General features: G+C 62.0%; 14 protein-coding genes. 5 read left to right on the forward strand and 9 right to left on the reverse strand.

What is annotated here, in order from left to right:
• Window positions 1-34: 34 nt before the first annotated feature.
• From ACQZ2L_RS15905 to ACQZ2L_RS15915, 3 genes are read right to left on the reverse strand one after another with little or no spacing between them, the layout of a single operon-like run.
• Entirely contained in the window at window positions 35-1,489 is a 1,455-nt protein-coding gene (locus tag ACQZ2L_RS15905) for an AdeC/AdeK/OprM family multidrug efflux complex outer membrane factor (RefSeq protein WP_430326909.1), read from the reverse strand.
• A complete protein-coding gene (ttgB, locus tag ACQZ2L_RS15910) occupies window positions 1,486-4,638 on the reverse strand; it encodes a multidrug efflux RND transporter permease subunit TtgB (protein ID WP_430326910.1) in 3,153 nt (1,050 codons plus the stop codon). The genes ACQZ2L_RS15905 and ttgB overlap by 4 nt, the downstream gene beginning before the upstream one ends.
• Window positions 4,639-4,641: 3 nt before the next feature.
• Window positions 4,642-5,799 carry an efflux RND transporter periplasmic adaptor subunit gene (locus ACQZ2L_RS15915; RefSeq protein ID WP_430326911.1) on the reverse strand — a complete coding sequence of 386 codons (1,158 nt, stop codon included), beginning with the start codon at window positions 5,797-5,799 and terminating at the stop codon, window positions 4,642-4,644.
• A 256-nt stretch (window positions 5,800-6,055) separates the two neighbouring features.
• Here ACQZ2L_RS15915 and ACQZ2L_RS15920 point away from each other — a divergent pair, with 256 nt between their 5' ends.
• Window positions 6,056-6,688 carry a TetR family transcriptional regulator gene (locus tag ACQZ2L_RS15920; protein WP_430326912.1) on the forward strand — a complete coding sequence of 211 codons (633 nt, stop codon included), beginning with the start codon at window positions 6,056-6,058 and terminating at the stop codon, window positions 6,686-6,688.
• 70 nt (window positions 6,689-6,758) lie between these two features.
• Here the strand turns inward: ACQZ2L_RS15920 and ACQZ2L_RS15925 are convergent, their stop codons facing one another.
• Entirely contained in the window at window positions 6,759-8,210 is a 1,452-nt protein-coding gene (locus ACQZ2L_RS15925; RefSeq protein WP_430326913.1) for an MDR family MFS transporter, read from the reverse strand.
• 368 nt (window positions 8,211-8,578) lie between these two features.
• On the opposite strand from ACQZ2L_RS15925, the gene ACQZ2L_RS15930 reads away from it, so the two are divergent.
• The gene (locus ACQZ2L_RS15930; protein WP_430326914.1) at window positions 8,579-9,448 is read left to right on the forward strand and encodes an isocitrate lyase/PEP mutase family protein; all 870 of its coding nucleotides are present in this window, start codon (window positions 8,579-8,581) and stop codon (window positions 9,446-9,448) included.
• A 6-nt stretch (window positions 9,449-9,454) separates the two neighbouring features.
• On the opposite strand, the gene ACQZ2L_RS15935 is transcribed toward ACQZ2L_RS15930, so the two are convergent.
• Window positions 9,455-10,327, reverse strand: a complete 873-nt coding sequence (locus ACQZ2L_RS15935) for a LysR substrate-binding domain-containing protein (protein WP_430326915.1) — start codon at window positions 10,325-10,327, stop codon at window positions 9,455-9,457.
• A 114-nt stretch (window positions 10,328-10,441) separates the two neighbouring features.
• Here ACQZ2L_RS15935 and ACQZ2L_RS15940 point away from each other — a divergent pair, with 114 nt between their 5' ends.
• Window positions 10,442-12,079: a 5-guanidino-2-oxopentanoate decarboxylase gene (locus tag ACQZ2L_RS15940; protein ID WP_430326916.1), complete on the forward strand. Its 1,638-nt coding sequence runs from the start codon at window positions 10,442-10,444 to the stop codon at window positions 12,077-12,079.
• A gap of 12 nt (window positions 12,080-12,091) precedes the next feature.
• Here ACQZ2L_RS15940 and ACQZ2L_RS15945 read toward each other — a convergent pair whose 3' ends face one another.
• Window positions 12,092-13,003 (reverse strand): AraC family transcriptional regulator N-terminal domain-containing protein, encoded by a 912-nt coding sequence (locus ACQZ2L_RS15945; protein ID WP_430326917.1) that lies wholly within the window; start codon window positions 13,001-13,003, stop codon window positions 12,092-12,094.
• Between the two features lie 202 nt (window positions 13,004-13,205).
• Between ACQZ2L_RS15945 and ACQZ2L_RS15950 the strand changes: the two genes are divergently transcribed.
• Both ACQZ2L_RS15950 and ACQZ2L_RS15955 read left to right on the forward strand, forming a co-directional pair.
• Entirely contained in the window at window positions 13,206-13,502 is a 297-nt protein-coding gene (locus tag ACQZ2L_RS15950; protein ID WP_430326918.1) for an antibiotic biosynthesis monooxygenase family protein, read from the forward strand.
• 42 nt (window positions 13,503-13,544) lie between these two features.
• Entirely contained in the window at window positions 13,545-13,778 is a 234-nt protein-coding gene (locus ACQZ2L_RS15955; RefSeq protein WP_430326919.1) for a hypothetical protein, read from the forward strand.
• Here ACQZ2L_RS15955 and ACQZ2L_RS15960 read toward each other — a convergent pair whose 3' ends face one another.
• From ACQZ2L_RS15960 to ACQZ2L_RS15970, 3 genes are all read right to left on the reverse strand, one after another.
• Window positions 13,779-14,390: a flavin reductase family protein gene (locus tag ACQZ2L_RS15960; protein WP_430326920.1), complete on the reverse strand. Its 612-nt coding sequence runs from the start codon at window positions 14,388-14,390 to the stop codon at window positions 13,779-13,781.
• Between the two features lie 107 nt (window positions 14,391-14,497).
• The gene (locus ACQZ2L_RS15965) at window positions 14,498-14,902 is read right to left on the reverse strand and encodes a heme utilization protein (protein WP_430326921.1); all 405 of its coding nucleotides are present in this window, start codon (window positions 14,900-14,902) and stop codon (window positions 14,498-14,500) included.
• A gap of 308 nt (window positions 14,903-15,210) precedes the next feature.
• On the reverse strand, window positions 15,211-16,530 hold the full coding sequence (locus ACQZ2L_RS15970) for an MFS transporter (RefSeq protein ID WP_430326922.1): 1,320 nt from the start codon (window positions 16,528-16,530) through the stop codon (window positions 15,211-15,213).
• Window positions 16,531-16,618: the final 88 nt, after the last annotated feature.

Here is a 16,618-nt window from a genome sequence, read left to right on the forward strand (position 1 = left end):
CCGCGAGGGTGGGCTTGTTGCAGTGCCTTGGGGATCAGCCTTTAGGCGATTGCAGCGACGCCTGCTGGTTGGCTTCGCCGGTGCGCTCGTACCAGCCGCCCCCTAGTGCCTTGTACAGGTTGACCTCGCTTGTCAGCTGCGACAGCCGATCGCTGATCAACGCCTGCTGGGCGCTGAACAGGTTGCGCTGGGCATCGAGGAAGGTCAGGTTGCTGTCGATCCCGATGCGGTAGCGGCGTTCGGCCAGGCGGTAGTAATCCTGGTTGGCTGCAACCAGATCGCGCTGCGCCTGCAACTGCTCTTCAAAGGTCTTGCGTGCGGCCAGGCCATCGGAGACTTCCTGGAAGGCGGTCTGGATGGTCTTTTCGTAACGCGCGATGTTGATGTCCTTCTGGATTTTCGAGTAATCCAGGCTGGCGCGCAGGCTGCCGGCGTTGAAGATCGGCAGGTTGATCTGCGGCTGGAACAGCCAGGTACCCGAACCACCGCTGAACAGCCCGCTCATGTCCGGGCTGAGGGTGCCAGCATTGGCGGTCAGGCTGATGCTGGGGAAGAACGCTGCGCGGGCGGCGCCGATATTGGCGTTGGCCGCCTTGAGCAGATGCTCGGCTTCCTGGATGTCCGGCCGGCGCTGGAGCAGGTCGGACGGCAGGCCCGCTGGCACTTCGGCCAACTGGTCGGCGTCGAGCTTGAGCGGTGTCGGCAGGTTGGCCGGGATGCCGGTACCGAGCAGCACGGTCAGGCTGTTGAGGTCCTGGGCGACCAGCCTTTGGTACTGTGCAAGCTTGACTCGGGCGCCTTCTACAGCAGTGCGTGCCTGGCTCAGATCGAGCGCCGAAGCCACGCCAACCTCATTGCTGCGACGGGTCAGATTGAAGCTCTGGTCGTAGGTCTTGAGGGTTTCTTCGGTCAGCTTCAGCAGCGCCTGGTCGGCCTGCCAGGTGTAGTAGGCATTGGCCACGCTGGCGACCAGCGCGATCTGCGTCGAGCGCCGCGCCTGCTCGCTGGAGAGGTAAGTCTCCAACGCCTGCTCGCTCAGGCTGCGCACGCGGCCAAACAGGTCCAGCTCGTAGGCGCTGACGCCGACGGTGGCCGAGTACTGGCTGGTGATGCCGGCCTGGCCGGTTTGCGACATGTCGGCAGGGACGCGCTGACGGCTGCCGCTGCCGGTTGCCGAAACTGCCGGGAACAGGTCAGCCCGCTGGATGCGGTACTGGGCGCGGTAGGCGTCGATATTCAACGCCGCCACACGCAAGTCACGGTTGTTCACCAGCGAGGTCTGGATCAGCTGTTGCAGCGCCGGATCGGTGTAGAACTGGCGCCAGCCTTGCTCGGCCGCCGCCACTTCTGCCGATTCGGTCGGCGAGTAGGCAGGGCCTTGCGGCCACTGCGCTGCCACCGGTGCTTCCGGGGTTTCATAATCAGGAATCAGCGAGCAGCCGCTGAGAATCAGCGCGGTGACCGCCAGGGACAGCAAAGACTTGGTCATTGCCCAGCCTCGATACGTGGAGTTTCAGGGGTGGCATCGGCTTCCGGCTTTTTGCTGCCGAACAGCGACGACACTGCGACGAAGAACAACGGTACCCAGAAGATGGCCAGCACGGTCGCACTGATCATGCCGCCGATCACACCGGTACCAATGGCGTGCTGGCTACCCGAGCCTGCGCCGCTGGCGATGGTCAACGGTACCACGCCGAGGATGAACGCCAGCGAGGTCATGATGATCGGGCGCAGACGCATGCGGCACGCTTCGATGGTCGCGTCGTACAGGCTCTTGCCTTGTTCATGCAGCTCTTTGGCGAATTCGACGATGAGGATCGCGTTCTTCGCCGCCAGGCCGATGGTGGTCAACAGGCCGACCAGGAAGTACACATCGTTGGACAACCCGCGCAGGCTGGTGGCAACCAGTGCACCAATGATACCCAGCGGTACTACCAGCACGACCGCGATCGGGATCGACCAGCTTTCGTACAACGCTGCCAGGCAGAGGAACACGAACAGCAGCGACAGGGCGAACAGCGCTGGCATCTGCGAACCGGAGAGTTTCTCCTCGTAGGAGGTACCCGTCCACGAGTAACCGATCCCGGTTGGCAGCTCGCCGGCAATACGCTCGACTTCGGCCATGGCGTCACCGGTACTGTAGCCAGGTGCTGGCGCGCCAAGGATCTCGACCGCTTCTACACCGTTGTAGCGCGACAGTTTTGGCGAACCGAACGACCACTCACCCGTGGCGAAGGAAGAGAACGGCACCATCTCGCCCTGGCTGTTGCGCACGTACCACTTCTTCAGGTCTTCAGGATTCATCCGCGCACTGGCGTCGCCCTGGATATAGACCTTCTTGACCCGACCGCGGTCGATGAAGTCGTTGACGTAGCTGCCGCCCAGAGCGATCGACAAGGTGCTGTTGATATCAGAGATGGTCACGCCCAGTGCGCTGGCGCGCTCGTCGTCGACAATCAGCTGATACTGCGGCTCATCGTTCAGGCCGTTAGGGCGTACCTGGGTGAGGATCTTGCTCTGCGACGCCTTGGCCAGGAACTGGTTGCGCGCGTCCATCAACTTCTCGTGACCGAGACCGGCACGGTCTTGCAGGAACACGTCAAAGCCGGTGGCGTTACCCAGCTCCAGTACTGCAGGTGGAGCAAAGGCAAACACCATTGCATCGCGGAAGGTGAAGAAGTGCTGCTGAGCCCGACCAGCTAGGCCGAACACACTGTTTTCAGCCGTACGCTCACCCCATGGTTTGAGCATGATGAAGGCCATGCCCGAGCTCTGCCCGCGGCCGGCGAAGTTGAAGCCGGTAACGGTGAACACCGACGACACGGTATCGGCCTCGTCCTTGAGCAGGTACTCACGCATCTGGTCGACGACGGCCTGGGTGCGCTCGGCGCTGGAACCGGCCGGAGTCTGCACCTGAGCAAACAACACGCCCTGGTCTTCTTCAGGCAGGAACGCCGTCGGGATGCGCATGAACAGGTAGATCATGCCGACGATGATCAGCGCATAGGCCAGCAGGAACGGCGCCTTGTTGCGCAGGATGGTGCCAACGCTACGCTCGTAGCCTTGAACGCTGCGGTCGAAGTTGCGGTTGAACCAGCCGAAGAAGCCACGTTTGGCGACATGGTGTTCGCCCTTTTTCACCGGCTTGAGCATGGTGGCGCACAGGGCGGGGGTGAAGATCAACGCGACCAGTACCGACAGGCCCATGGCCGAGACGATGGTGATCGAGAACTGCCGGTAGATCACCCCGGTCGAGCCGCCGAAGAAGGCCATTGGCAGCAGTACTGCCGAGAGCACCAAGGCAATACCGACCAGCGCACCCTGGATCTGCTCCATCGAACGTTTGGTCGCCTCTTTGGGCGGTAGCCCCTCTTCGGACATCACCCGCTCGACGTTCTCTACCACCACGATGGCGTCGTCCACCAGCAAGCCGATGGCCAGAACCATGGCGAACATGGTCAGGGTGTTGATGCTGAAGCCGGCTGCGGCAAGGATGCCGAAGGTGCCCAGCAGTACCACCGGCACCGTCATGGTGGTGATCACCGTGGCGCGGAAGTTCTGCAGGAACAGGTACATCACCAGGAACACCAGCACGACCGCTTCGATCAGGGTATGGATAACCCCGCTGATCGACTCGGTCACCACCGGCGTGGTGTCATACGGGAACACCGCTTTCATCCCAGGCGGGAAGAACGGCTCGAGGTCGCTGATGGTCTTGCGCAGCGCCTTGGCGGTATCCAGGGCGTTGGCGCCGGTGGCCAGTTTGACCGCCAGGCCCGAAGCCGGCTTGCCGTTGAACTGGGCGCTTACCGAATAGTTCTCGCCGCCCAGACCGACCTTGGCGACATCGCCCAGGCGCACCTGGGAGCCGTCCTTGTTGACCTTGAGCAGGATTTTCTCGAACTGCTCGGCAGTCTGCAGGCGGGTCTTGCCGATGATGGTGGCGTTGAGCTGAGTGCCCGGCAGTGCTGGCAGGCCGCCGAGCTGACCGCTGGAAACCTGCACGTTCTGCGCGGTGACTGCGGTGCGCACGTCGACCGGGGTCAGCTGGAACTTGTTCAGCTTGGCCGGATCGAGCCAGATACGCATGGCGTACTGGGCGCCGAACACCTGGAAGTCACCCACACCCGCGGTGCGCGAAACCGGGTCCTGCATGTTCGAGACGATGTAGTTGGCCAGGTCATCCTTGGTCATGCTGCCGTCTTCGGACACCAGGCCGATCACCATCAGGAAGTTTTTCACTGCCTTGGTTACGCGGATACCCTGTTGCTGCACTTCTTGCGGCAGCAGCGGGGTGGCCAGGTTGAGCTTGTTCTGCACCTGCACCTGCGCGGTATCAGCGTTGGTGCCCTGCTCGAAGGTGGCGGTAATGGTCATGCTGCCGTCGGAGTTGCTCTCCGACTGCACGTAGCGCAGGTTGTCGATACCGTTGAGCTGCTGCTCGATCACCTGAACCACGGTGTCCTGCACGGTTTGCGCCGAGGCACCCGGGTAGCTCACGGCAATCGCGATGGCGGGCGGGGCAATGCTCGGGTACTGGTTGATCGGCAGCTTGAGGATCGACAAGGCGCCGACCAGCATGATCACCAGGGCAATCACCCATGCGAAGATCGGGCGATCGATAAAGAACTTCGACATGGTTTACTCCGCTTTGGCGTCAGCTTTCGCCGCGTTGGCCTGGTTGGGGTTAGCCGCAGACTTGACGTTGGTCGCTTCGCTGACCTTGACCTCGACGCCAGGGCGAACGTACTGCAGGCCTTCGGTGATCAGACGGTCGCCCGGGTTGAGGCCTTCCTCGATCAGCCAGTCGCTGCCCAGGGTGCGGCTGGCCTTGAGCTCACGCAGTTCGACCTTGTTGTCCTTGTTCACGACCAGCGCCGTAGGCGTGCCTTTCAGGTCGCGGGTGACGCCTTGCTGCGGTGCCAGGATGGCATTGGCGGCGACCCCGGACTGCAGGCGGGCGTGGACGAACATGCCCGGCAGCAGGGTATGGTCGGGGTTGGGGAACACGGCACGCAGGACCACCGAACCGGTAGTTTCGTCGACCGACACCTCGGAAAACTCCAGGCGGCCTTTTTGCGCGAAGGTGCTGCCATCTTCCAGGATCAGCTCGACCTGAGCGGAGTTCTCGCCGGATTTCTGCAGTTGCCCGCTGGCCAGCTCACGGCGCAGCTTGAGCAGCTCGGCGGTCGACTGGGTAACGTCGACGTAGACCGGATCGAGCTGCTGAATGGTCGCCATGGCGTCGGCCTGACCGTTGCTTACCAGTGCACCTTCGGTGAACGCAGAACGACCGATACGGCCGCTGATCGGCGCCAGCACCTTGGTGTAGCGCAGGTCGATCTGGGCACTCTTGAGCGTTGCCTCGGCCTGCAATCGTTTGGCATTGGCGTCGTCGTATTCCTGCCTGGATACGGCCTGTTCATCGATCAACTGCTTGTAGCGATCGGCCAGCGAGCGGGTCGCTTGCACGTTGGCCTGGGCGTTGGCCAGGGTCGCTTCATAAACAGACGGATCGATCTGATACAGCTGTTGGCCTTCCTTGACGTCACTGCCTTCTTTGAACAGGCGCTTGAGGATGATGCCATTGACCTGCGGCCGCACTTCGGCAACGCGGAAGGCGGTAGTGCGCCCCGGCAGTTCCGAGGTCAGGGTAAAGGCTTGCGGTTGCAGGGTAACCACCCCGACCTGAGGAGTCTGCGGTGCAGGCGCAGCTTCTTCTTTCTTGCTGCAGCCACTGAGCAGGGTTGCCAGGGCGACGGCGGAAACCAGGGCTGTGACAGCTGGCTTGAATTGCATGAGGATCCTCGGGTCGCTAGAGCTGGGAGATGCTCAAGAGTAATGGAAGAGTCTTGTCAGAATAAATCATTCAGCTGGATAAGTAGCTTACTAACGAATATACTTACATTCATGGTTGTTTGTAAATAGTCATTTGTAGCGGTCTGTTGCCACAGCGCAGACCAGAATTGTGTTGAGAAACGCCCATCCAGAGGTGTTCCACGCTGGCCTTCCAGGCGCAGATCATGCGCTGGGATCTTGATGAGGTAGAGCTGCCATGGTCCGTCGAACCAAAGAGGAAGCCCAGGAAACCCGCGCCCAGATCGTTGCGGCTGCGGAGCGTGCTTTCTACAAGCGCGGTGTTGCGCGCACTACGTTGGCTGATATCGCGCAGCAGGCGGGGGTCACCCGCGGGGCGATCTACTGGCATTTCAGCAACAAGGCCGAGCTGGTGCAGGCGCTGCTCGACAGTGTCCACGAGAGCCACGACCACCTGGCGCGTGCCAGCGAGAGTGAGGATGAACTCGACCCACTCGGCTGCATGCGCACACTGCTGTTGCAGGTGCTCAACGACCTGGTGCTGGACGCGCGAACCCGGCGTATCAATGAGATCCTGCATCACAAGTGCGAGTTCACCGATGAGATGTGTGAGATCCGCCAGCAGCGCCAGGGCGCCATTGCCGATTGCCATCAAAGCATCGTGCTGGCGCTGGGCAATGCAGTACGGCGCGAACAGTTGCCCGCCGACCTGTTGGTCGACCATGCTGCGATAGCGATTTTTGCCTACATCGACGGCCTGATTGGCCGCTGGTTGCTGCTGCCAGACAGTTTCGATCTGCTGGGCAATGCCGAGCGCTGGGTCGACACTGGCCTGGACATGCTGCGCCTGAGCCCGGCCTTGCGCAAATAAGACTTTGTGAAGGATTGTGCGCGAGCTTGTTAGGCACGGATTAACCGGCGATTAACAGCCGGGCGCGGGTTCAATGCCCGCGCAGTTGTCGGTCGGGCAATGCCACTGCGGCAATCAAGCCCAGCAGCGCAACAGCGGCACTGCCCATCAGCAGATAGCTGAAGGTCTGCAGCAGCTGCGCCTGGTGCAGCGGGTCGGCCGTTCCCGTTTGGACATTCGCCAGCAACGGATTACCCAGCAACTCAATTCCACCCCTATTCAGCAATGCCAGCAGCACGCTGGACATGCACGCTACACCTACCGCGCCGCCCAACGAGCGGAACAGGTTGGTCGTGCTGGTCACCACGCCGATATCCTGCGCTTGTACCGCGCTCTGGCTGGCCACCAGCGATGTCGGGAACTGCAGGCCGCCAGCCACGCCGACCAGAATCATCGCCAGCGCGCTGAGCAGCGCTGAGTCAGGTGGAGTCAGTGCCATCACCAGGATTGCCATAGGCATCAACGCGGCGCCAGCGAGGATCTGCGGCTTGTAGCGACCGGTGCGGCTGGTCAGTCGACCGCCGCAAAATGCCCCCAGCGGCAGGCCGATAGCCAGCGGCAAGAGGTGTAGCGCAGCGCTGTCGGCGCTGGCGCCGGTGATGCTCTGAAAACGCAGCGGCATCAGCATGGTCAGCGAAATCGACTGGAAGCTGGCAAAGAAGATCACCCCCCAACTGGCCAGCGCGACGCGGTTGCCGAACAGCTTAAGAGGCAGCAGCGGCTCTGCGCAGCGGCGTTCCTGAACAATGAACAGCAGTAGACCCAGGCCGGCGCAGCCGAACAAAGCCACTACCGGCGTTGACAGCCAGGCACGCCCTTGGCCGATCAGGGTAATGCCCAGCAGCAGGCTGCCCAGGCCGACGATCAACAGTAGCGCTCCTGGGTAGTCCACCTTGGCCGCACGATGGCGGCTTGGCATGCCGTTCAGCGCTCGGCCGATGACCCACAATGCCAGCAGCCCCAGCGGCAGATTGATCCAGAACACCCAGTGCCACGACAAGTAGGCGGTCAAGCCGCCGCCCAGGACCGGCCCGGCCACGCTGGCCAGGGCGTACATGCTGCTGAAATAACCCTGATACTTGCCGCGATCGCGCGGTGCCACGTAATCACCAATGATCGCCTGGCTTACCGAGACCATGCCGCCGGCACCGATGCCCTGCAGCACCCTGGCCAGGATCAACTGCTCGATATTCTGCGCGAGCGCACAGAACACCGAGGCCAGGGTGAACAGTGCGGTGCCGGTGAGAATCATCCTTCGGCGCCCGTACAGGTCACCCAGCTTGCCGTAGATCGGTACCGCAACCGTCATCGCAACCATATAGCCGGCGATCACCCAGGCCAGCAGTTCGACTTCATTGAACTGCGCCGAGATCGCGGGCAGCGACACGGCAACGATGGTCTGGTCGAGGGCACCCAGAAAGATCGCCAGCATCAGGGCGGTCAGCACGCGGCGCAGGGCAGCAGGAGGGAGTGCGGCAGTCACGGTCATACCTTGTATGAAAATGTCCAGGTCAGGGCCATCAGGCGCAACCCAAGTGTAACCTGACTTAGGTAGCTTCCTATCCAGTATGTGCATCACCTATGCACGATCGGCATACGCGCTTTCAACCGAAGCGAAGTGGCTGCGTGATATCGTGGCGGAGCCGCAGTGGCTGATTCCGGGGCTTTGCACCAGCATGGTGCAGCAAAAAGTCGCAGTATCCCGCGCCGCTGTAGCCCACGCCTTTTATTCCTCTGCCTGCATGTCGAGCATGACCGCCCAGATGGCGACGGTTGGAACGGGTCAGGTAGACCCCACATTCAAGGGTCGGTTTTCAGCCAGTTCAATTACAAGTTTATTGCGGAGTGATCATGCCCAGGGCTTCCCACCAGGATTTACGTTTTGCCTTCCGCGAGCTGCTCGCTTCCGGTTCGTGCTTCCACACAGCTTCCGTGTTTGACCCCATGTCGGCGCGCATCGCGGCAGACCTGGGCTTTGAGGTGGGTATTCTCGGTGGTTCGGTCGCCTCCCTGCAGGTGCTGGCTGCGCCTGACTTTGCCTTGATCACCCTGAGCGAGTTCGTCGAACAAGCCACCCGCATCGGCCGCGTTGCGCAACTGCCGGTCATGGCCGACGCCGACCATGGTTATGGCAATGCGCTCAACGTCATGCGCACCGTGATCGAACTCGAGCGCGCCGGCGTGGCGGCACTGACCATTGAAGATACGCTGCTGCCAGCTCAGTTCGGGCGCAAGTCGACCGACCTGATCTCGGTCGACGAGGGCGTCGGCAAGATCCGCGCAGCCCTCGAAGCCCGGGTCGATTCGTCGCTGTCGATCATCGCGCGGACCAACGCCGGCGTCCTCAGCACCGAAGAGATCATCGTCCGTACCCAGAGCTACCAAAAGGCCGGTGCCGACGCGATCTGCATGGTCGGGGTCAAGGACTTCGACCACCTAGAGCAGATCTCCGAGCACCTCAACGTGCCGTTGATGCTGGTGACTTACGGCAACCCGAACCTGGGCGATGACGAGCGTCTGGCGCGCTTGGGCGTGCGCATCGTGGTTGATGGTCATGCTGCCTACTTTGCTGCGATCAAGGCCACCTACGATTGCCTGCGCCTGCAGCGTGGCCAGCAGAACAAGTCGGAAAATCTCAGCGCTACCGAGCTCTCGCACACCTATACCCAGCCGGAGGACTACATCCGCTGGGCCAAGGAATACATGAGCGTCGAGGAGTAACCGCGGCTATTGGCTGGCGCGTGCTTGCAGCCACTCCAGCAACTCGATCAGTCCCGCAGGCATTGGCCTGTCCGGGCTGGTCAGATAATAGCTGCTGCCGGTGCTCACCTTCAGGGCAAACGGCATGCACAAGCGTCCTTCGCGCAGATCATCGGCAATCAATGCCCAGTCGCCAATCGCCACCCCGGTACCTTGCGCAGCCATCGCCACAGCCATATCCAGTGTCTCGAAATGCTGGCGTCGGCCATGCACCTCGGTTGAGCCCGCCGCCGCTAGCCACAGGCGCCAGTCGTGCTCGTCGCGGGACGGGTGGAGCAGCATGTGTGCAGGCAGGTCTGCAAGTTGCTGTAGGGGCAAATTACCGTTCAATAGCGAAGGCGCGCAGACCGGCGTAAGTTGCTCATCAAACAGTTTTCGCGTGTGCGGGCCAGGCTCGGGTGCAGGTCCGTAGAGCACCGCCGCATCGAACTCCTCATGCTGAAAGTCGACGCCGTGCTGGACCGAACTGGTGACTTCAACCGGGATCTCCGGGCGCAGGGCCTGCCACTCGATCAAGCGCGGCAACAGCCAGCGCATTACACAGGTCGGCGCCTTGAGCTGCAGCACTGCACTGCGCACGGCGACTTCGCGCACCCCCTGTTCCAGCAGCGCGAACATCTGCTGCACCCGCGGTAACCAGTCCTGGCCCTCGCGGGTCAGGCGCAGGCCGCGTGCCTGACGAATGAACAAGGCATAGCCCAAATGCGCCTCAAGCCCGGCGATCTGCCGACTCACCGCGCCTTGGCTGATATGCAACTGTTGGCCGGCGTGGGTGAAGTTGCAGTGCTGCGCCGTGACCAGAAAGGTCTGCAGGGCGGGTAGGGGAGGGAGTCGAGTCATTACGCGCAGCCATGTTCTGAGATCATGGCTAGTATGTGTTTTTTTGCATTGTGACGATAGCGGCCGCGCAGGTTCAATACGCTCATTATTTGAACAACAAGCGGGTATCTGGCGATGGCAACCTGTGGCGAAGTGCTGGTCAAACTCCTCGAAGGCTATGGCGTCGACCATGTTTTCGGCATCCCCGGCGTGCATACAGTAGAGCTCTACCGCGGCCTGGCCGACTCGTCGATTCGCCATATCACCCCGCGCCATGAGCAAGGCGCCGGGTTCATGGCCGACGGCTATGCACGCACGCGCGGCAGGCCTGGCGTGTGCTTCATCATTACCGGCCCAGGCATGACCAACATCATCACCGCCATGGGCCAGGCGTATGCCGACTCGATTCCGATGCTGGTGATCTCCAGTGTGCAGTCGCGCACTGCTCTTGGCGGTGGGCGTGGCAAGCTGCACGAGTTGCCGGATCAGCGCGGTCTGGTGGCCGGAGTCAGCGCATTTTCGCAGACCCTGATGAGCGCCGATGACTTGCCGCAAGTGCTGGCGCGTGCGTTCGCCGTGTTCGATGGCGCCCGGCCACGGCCCGTGCATATCGAGATCCCGCTGGATGTGCTGGTCGAGCCGGCCGATCATTTGTTGCCGGGCCGACCGACCCGGGTCAGCCGCGCAGCAGCGGCGCCGACCACCGTTGCGCAGATGGCAACACGTCTGGCCCAGGCGCAACGGCCATTGATCCTCGCCGGCGGCGGTGCGCTCGCAGCCGGCGCGGCCTTGGCCGAGCTGGCTGAATACCTGCAGGCGCCGGTAGCGTTGACCATCAATGCCAAAGGGCTGTTGCCGGCGGATCATCCCCTGCAGATCGGTTCGACCCAGTCGTTGCCCGCTACCCGCGAACTGATCGGTGAAGCCGATGTTGTGCTGGCGATTGGCACTGAGCTGGCCGAAACCGACTATGACGTGACCTTCCAGGGCGGTTTCAAGATCCCCGGTAGCCTGCTGCGAATCGACATCGATGCGGACCAGACGGTGCGCAACTATTTGCCGGAGCTTGCCTTGGTGGCCGATGCCGAGCAGGCCGCGCAGGCCTTGCTGGTTGCAGTGCAGCAGCAGCCAGAACCGCAGCGTCAGGCCAGTTGGGGTACTGCTCGGGCCGCGCGCCTGCGCCAGGCCTTGGCGGCCAGTTGGGATCAGCCCAGCCTGAGCCAGACCCGCTTGCTCAAGACATTGTTGCAGACGCTGCCAGAGGTGGTGCTGGTCGGTGACTCAACCCAGCCGGTCTACACCGGTAACCTGACCCTGGACATGCCTGCGCCGCGCCGCTGGTTCAATGCTTCGACCGGCTACGGCACGCTTGGCTATGCGCTGCCAGCAGCGATGGGCGCCTGGCTGGGCGGCTCGGCCGAGATCAAGCAACGCGCGCCAGTGGTCTGCCTGATTGGCGATGGTGGCCTGCAGTTCACCCTGCCGGAATTGGCCAGCGCGGTAGAAGCGCGGGTGCCGCTGATTGTGCTGCTGTGGAATAACCAGGGCTATGAGGAGATCAAGAAGTACATGCTCAACCGCGATATCGAGCCAGTTGGGGTAGATATCCATACCCCAGACTTCATTGCCGTGGCGCAGGGTCTGGGCGCGGCCGCCGAGCAGGTCAACGACGTCGCGCAGTTGCAGGCGGCCTTGGCCCGTGCCGTCGAGCGCAACAAGCCGACGCTGCTGCAGGTCGATCAGGCGCAATGGCAGCAGGCCGTGCGCGAATGATTCGGGCAGTGCTCAACTGGCGCTGGCGCGTAAGCGGGCAACATCGCGAATCGGCGGCGCACCATACAGGCGGCTGTATTCGCGGCTGAACTGCGACGGGCTTTCATAGCCGACACGGTAAGCCGCTACTGCCGCTTCGACACCGTCATTGAGCATCAGCCGGCGCGCCTCCTGCAGGCGCAGCTGCTTCTGATATTGCAGCGGGCTCATCGAGGTCACGGCCTTGAAGCGGTGGTGCAGGGTCGAGGTGCTGAGGTTGACCTCGCGGGCGAGCTCTTCGATACGCAGCGGCTGCTGATAATGCCGGTTGAGCCAGGCGATGGCCTGGCACACGCGATGGGTCTGGCTGTTGGACAGGGCGATTTCATACAGCCGATAGCCCTGCGGGCCGCGCAATACTCGATACAGCAGTTCGCGCCGCACCAGTGGCGCCAGTACTGGAATGTCGCGTGGTGAATCGAGCAGCCGTACCAGCCGCAGCAGGGCATCGAGCAGCTCGCCATCGCTGCGCTCGACGAACAGGCCACGGCCCGAGGGTTGGCTGGGCACCAGCATCGGCCCGCTCTCGGCAATCAACTGGCTGATCTCGGCAGGGTCCAGGTCCAGGCGCAGGCCCAGGCAAGGATTGTCCGGGCTGGCATCCAGGCTGGCGCCGGTGATTGGCAGGGTTACCGATACCACCATGTAATGCAGTGGGTCGTAGGTGTAGCTTTCATCCCCTAGAAACAGCGTCTTGCTGCCTTGGGCGAGAATGCACAGTGCGGGCTGCGCCAGGGTCGGCATGGCGCGCAGATTTTCCTCGTAGCGACTCAGGTATAGCGCGTCGATCGCCGACGGCCCGCCCCCGGCGTGGCGCAGGATCAACCCGGCGAGTTCCTCGCGGCGGGCTTCAAGCGTGGGGTCCAGTGGCGATGGCGTGGTCATGACGGGTTTCCTCTGCTGAGGGGAGCAGGATAGGTTTGGGCAAGCTCGGGCGCTAGTCGAATGCTGCCGGTCGCTTGCCTGATCCTGCCGCGGCGCAGGATCAGGCAAGTGGCTCGCAGTAATGACCTAACGGCGCAGGTCCTGCTGGGCATAACCTTGGTTGCCTGGATCTTCCGTCTGGCCTGTTTCAAGGAGCGCATTCATGACACCACGTCAACCGGTCACCCACTTGGCTTTCATCCGTGCCAGCAACGGCCGCTCGTCCGAGCTTGGCTCGCGTCTGCGGGACCTGCTCGAACCCTCGTTACGCATGCCCGGCTGCCTGAGCTTCAGCGTGCAGCGCTCACAGGCCGATGACGATCTGTGGCTGCTCAGCGGCAGCTGGCACGATCAGCAGGCAATGACTGGCTACTTCGCCTCGGCCAATCTCGACCTGCTGGGCGAACTGGTGCAGGCGCAGGTGCTGGCAAGCCTGGATCTGCATACCTTCAGCGAGTGATCAGCAGGGTACAATGCCGCCTTTTCGACAAGGAAACGCAGCATGGCACGTAGAGAATTTGCCCATTTTGAAGCGGTTTCAGCGATGGTCCCGGTCGAAGGCGGCGGTTATCACGCTGCCATCGCGGTCAAGGCACTGGGTGGCATGGGCACGCCGCGTTTTCACAAGGTGCTTGATGGCCAGCTGTTCAAGGGCGCAATCGCGGCCGATGAGGCCGCTTGCGCCGAGCTCGAACGCTTGCAGGGTGTGAGCGAAGAGGGCGAGCTGATCTGGTGATCAGCCGTCGCTGCGCGGCCGCGCCATCTTGAACAGATTGCCCAGCTCGAAATAATCCTGCGGGCCGCCGCCGCGCAGAATCGGCTCACCGGCCGCGGTATCGTAGATGCCGTCCTTGAGCAGGTGTTCGGCGATGTGCACAGCCACCACCTCACCAAGGATCAGCCAGCTGGGTACCAGCTCCTGATCGGCGCGCTTGAGCTGGATGATCTGGCTCAGCTTGCACTCGAACGCCACCGGGCTTTCGCCCACTCGCGGTACGCCGACGATGCGCGATGCCGTCGGCGTCAGACCGCTCAGGACAAACTCGTCGACATCGGCTGCAACCGCAGCGCAGCTCTGGTTCATCTGCTCGGCCAACGGTCGGGTGGCCAGGTTCCAGACGAATTCGCCGGTCTGTTCGATGTTGTTCAGGCTGTCTTTGCGGCCAACACTGCAGAAGCCGATGATCGGCGGAATGTAGTTGAAGGCGTTGAAGAAGCTGTAGGGCGCCAGGTTGAGCCGGCCCTCGCTATCGTGCGAGGAGATCCAGCCGATCGGCCGCGGGCCGACGATGGCGTTGAAGGGATCGTGGGGCAGGCCGTGGCCTTTTGCAGGTTCGTAGTAGTACATCTGATCAGGGCCGCTCTGGGATGGACAAGATGCCTAGTGTGCCGGTTCTGCGCGCTGCTGCAAATGATCAAGCCCGGCAAGGCCGGGCTGGGTGCTCGCAACAGGGCTTAGCTGAAGCGATGACCTTTGGTGTTGTCGAAGCCGTCTTCGGCAAAGCGTGCGCCGTTGGTGCGGTCGAAGCCGTCTTCGGCAAAGCGTGCGCCGTTGGTGCGGTCGAAGCCGTCTTCAGCGAAGCGTGCGCCGTTGGTGCGGTCGAAGCCGTCTTCAGCGAAGCGTGCACCGTTGGTGCGGTCGAAGCCATCTTCTGCGAAGCGTGCGCCGCTGGTACGGTCGAAACCGTCTTCGGCGAAGCGTGCGCCGTTGGTGCGGTCAAAACCATCTTCTGCGAAGGCTGCCGACTGTGTGCTTGCAGTTGCAAAGGTGTGGGCATTGGTACGTTCGAAGCCATCTTCAGCGAAAGCGCCAGTGGCCAGAACGGACATTGCGAGGGTGAGGATCAGTTTGTTTTTCATGGTGGTTGCTCCGGTGGGTTTCAGGTTGTTTGTTTCCATGAATCAAATGCTACTCCGATAAATTTGATTAAAAAGCGCAAAAATATGCACATTTAAATCGTATTAATCGATGTATTTGCATGCGACTTACACTGGCTGTGGATCTATGCCATCGGCAGGCCTGGGTGATTGGTCAGCTTGTGCAGACTAGGTGCTTGAGATTAATGAGAAATTAACAGGCCGAAACTGGCGCGAAGACAACGAGCGGCGAAAATGAAAAAAGGGCCCACCGATTGCCGGTGCGCCCTTTTCGGATTGCTACTGCGGGATCAGTCAGTAGTGATCCGCGAGTGAGTCTTGGTGTCTTTCATGGTCGCGTACACCAGCAGCGAGCAGGCGATACACGCGGTGACGTACCAGTAATAGCCGCTTTCCATGCCAGCGCTTTTGAACCACAGCGCGACATATTCAGCGGTGCCGCCGAAGATCGATACAGTCAGCGCGTACGGCAGGCCAACGCCCAAGGCACGGATCTCGGTCGGGAACAACTCGGCTTTGACCACGGCGTTGATCGAGGTGTAGCCACTGACGATGATCAGCGCCGCCATGATCAGGAAGAACGCGCCCCACCAGGTCTGGATGGTGTGCAGGGTGGTCAGGATCGGTACCGTGAAGATCGTGCCGAGCACGCCGAAGGCGATCAGGATCGGACGTCGGCCGATCTTGTCCGACAGCCCGCCGATCACGGGTTGCAGGCACATGAACAGGAACAGCGTGGCGGCCGAGATGGTGGTCGAGTCGCTGATGCTCATGCCGACGGTGTTGACCAGATACTTCTGCATGTAGGTGGTGTAGGTGTAGAAGGCCAGGGTGCCGCCCATGGTCAGGCCAACCACGGTCAGCAGCTCCTTGGGATGGCGCATCAGGGTGCGCATCAGGCTCTCTTTGGACTTCTCTTTCTTGGTGAACGATGCGGTTTCTTCCATGCCGCGACGCAGGTACAGCGCAACCACGGCACACAGCGCGCCGATCACGAACGGCACACGCCAGCCCCACGAGTACAGTTGCTCGGTGGTCAGGGTCTGCTGCAGGACGATCAACACCGCCAGGGCAATCAACTGGCCGGAAATCAACGTCACGTACTGGAAGCTGGAGAAGAAGCCGCGACGCTCCTTGCTGGCCATCTCGCTGAGGTAGGTGGCCGAAGTGCCGTATTCGCCGCCGACCGACAGGCCTTGCATCAAGCGGGCGAGTACCAACAGGATCGGGGCTGCGACGCCGATGGTTTCATAACCTGGGGTCAGCGCGATCACCAGCGAGCCTGCGCACATCAGCAGTACCGATGCCATCAGTGCCGCCTTGCGGCCCTTGCGGTCGGCATAGATACCCATCAGCCAGCCGCCGATCGGGCGCATGAGGAAGCCCACGGCGAAGATCGCAGCGGTATTGAGCAATTGTGCGGTGGTGTCGCCGGCGGGGAAGAAGGCCTTGGCGAAGTACAGCGAGAATGCGGCGTAGACGTACCAGTCATACCACTCGACCATGTTGCCGATCGAGCCGCTGAAGATCGACTTGAGGCGGCTGGCGGTGGTTTTTTCGGCGGCCGGCGCTGTGGCCGCCCCGGTTGGCAGGGAGGTGGCGTTATCCATCGGAGGTAACCTTCTCGTTGTTTTTGTGGAGCGCGCCGGAGCGCTGCTTGAGAAGGGGTAGTGCACGAGGTGTGCCAGGAAGATTTTG

The sequence above is a fragment of the Pseudomonas shirazensis genome (assembly GCF_050496565.1).
Lineage (GTDB): Bacteria > Pseudomonadota > Gammaproteobacteria > Pseudomonadales > Pseudomonadaceae > Aquipseudomonas > Aquipseudomonas shirazensis_A.

Excerpts from the sequence above, each read along its gene's own strand:
- ACQZ2L_RS15905 (WP_430326909.1), bottom strand. The coding sequence starts at position 1,489 with ATGACCAAGTCTTTGCTGTCCCTGGCGGTCACCGCGCTGATTCTCAGC.
- ttgB (WP_430326910.1), bottom strand. The coding sequence starts at position 4,638 with ATGTCGAAGTTCTTTATCGATCGCCCGATCTTCGCATGGGTGATTGCC.
- ACQZ2L_RS15915 (WP_430326911.1), bottom strand. The coding sequence starts at position 5,799 with ATGCAATTCAAGCCAGCTGTCACAGCCCTGGTTTCCGCCGTCGCCCTG.
- ACQZ2L_RS15920 (WP_430326912.1), top strand. The coding sequence starts at position 6,056 with ATGGTCCGTCGAACCAAAGAGGAAGCCCAGGAAACCCGCGCCCAGATC.
- ACQZ2L_RS15930 (WP_430326914.1), top strand. The coding sequence starts at position 8,579 with ATGCCCAGGGCTTCCCACCAGGATTTACGTTTTGCCTTCCGCGAGCTG.
- ACQZ2L_RS15935 (WP_430326915.1), bottom strand. The coding sequence starts at position 10,327 with ATGACTCGACTCCCTCCCCTACCCGCCCTGCAGACCTTTCTGGTCACG.
- ACQZ2L_RS15940 (WP_430326916.1), top strand. The coding sequence starts at position 10,442 with ATGGCAACCTGTGGCGAAGTGCTGGTCAAACTCCTCGAAGGCTATGGC.
- ACQZ2L_RS15945 (WP_430326917.1), bottom strand. The coding sequence starts at position 13,003 with ATGACCACGCCATCGCCACTGGACCCCACGCTTGAAGCCCGCCGCGAG.
- ACQZ2L_RS15950 (WP_430326918.1), top strand. The coding sequence starts at position 13,206 with ATGACACCACGTCAACCGGTCACCCACTTGGCTTTCATCCGTGCCAGC.
- ACQZ2L_RS15955 (WP_430326919.1), top strand. The coding sequence starts at position 13,545 with ATGGCACGTAGAGAATTTGCCCATTTTGAAGCGGTTTCAGCGATGGTC.
- ACQZ2L_RS15960 (WP_430326920.1), bottom strand. The coding sequence starts at position 14,390 with ATGTACTACTACGAACCTGCAAAAGGCCACGGCCTGCCCCACGATCCC.
- ACQZ2L_RS15965 (WP_430326921.1), bottom strand. The coding sequence starts at position 14,902 with ATGAAAAACAAACTGATCCTCACCCTCGCAATGTCCGTTCTGGCCACT.
- ACQZ2L_RS15970 (WP_430326922.1), bottom strand. The coding sequence starts at position 16,530 with ATGGATAACGCCACCTCCCTGCCAACCGGGGCGGCCACAGCGCCGGCC.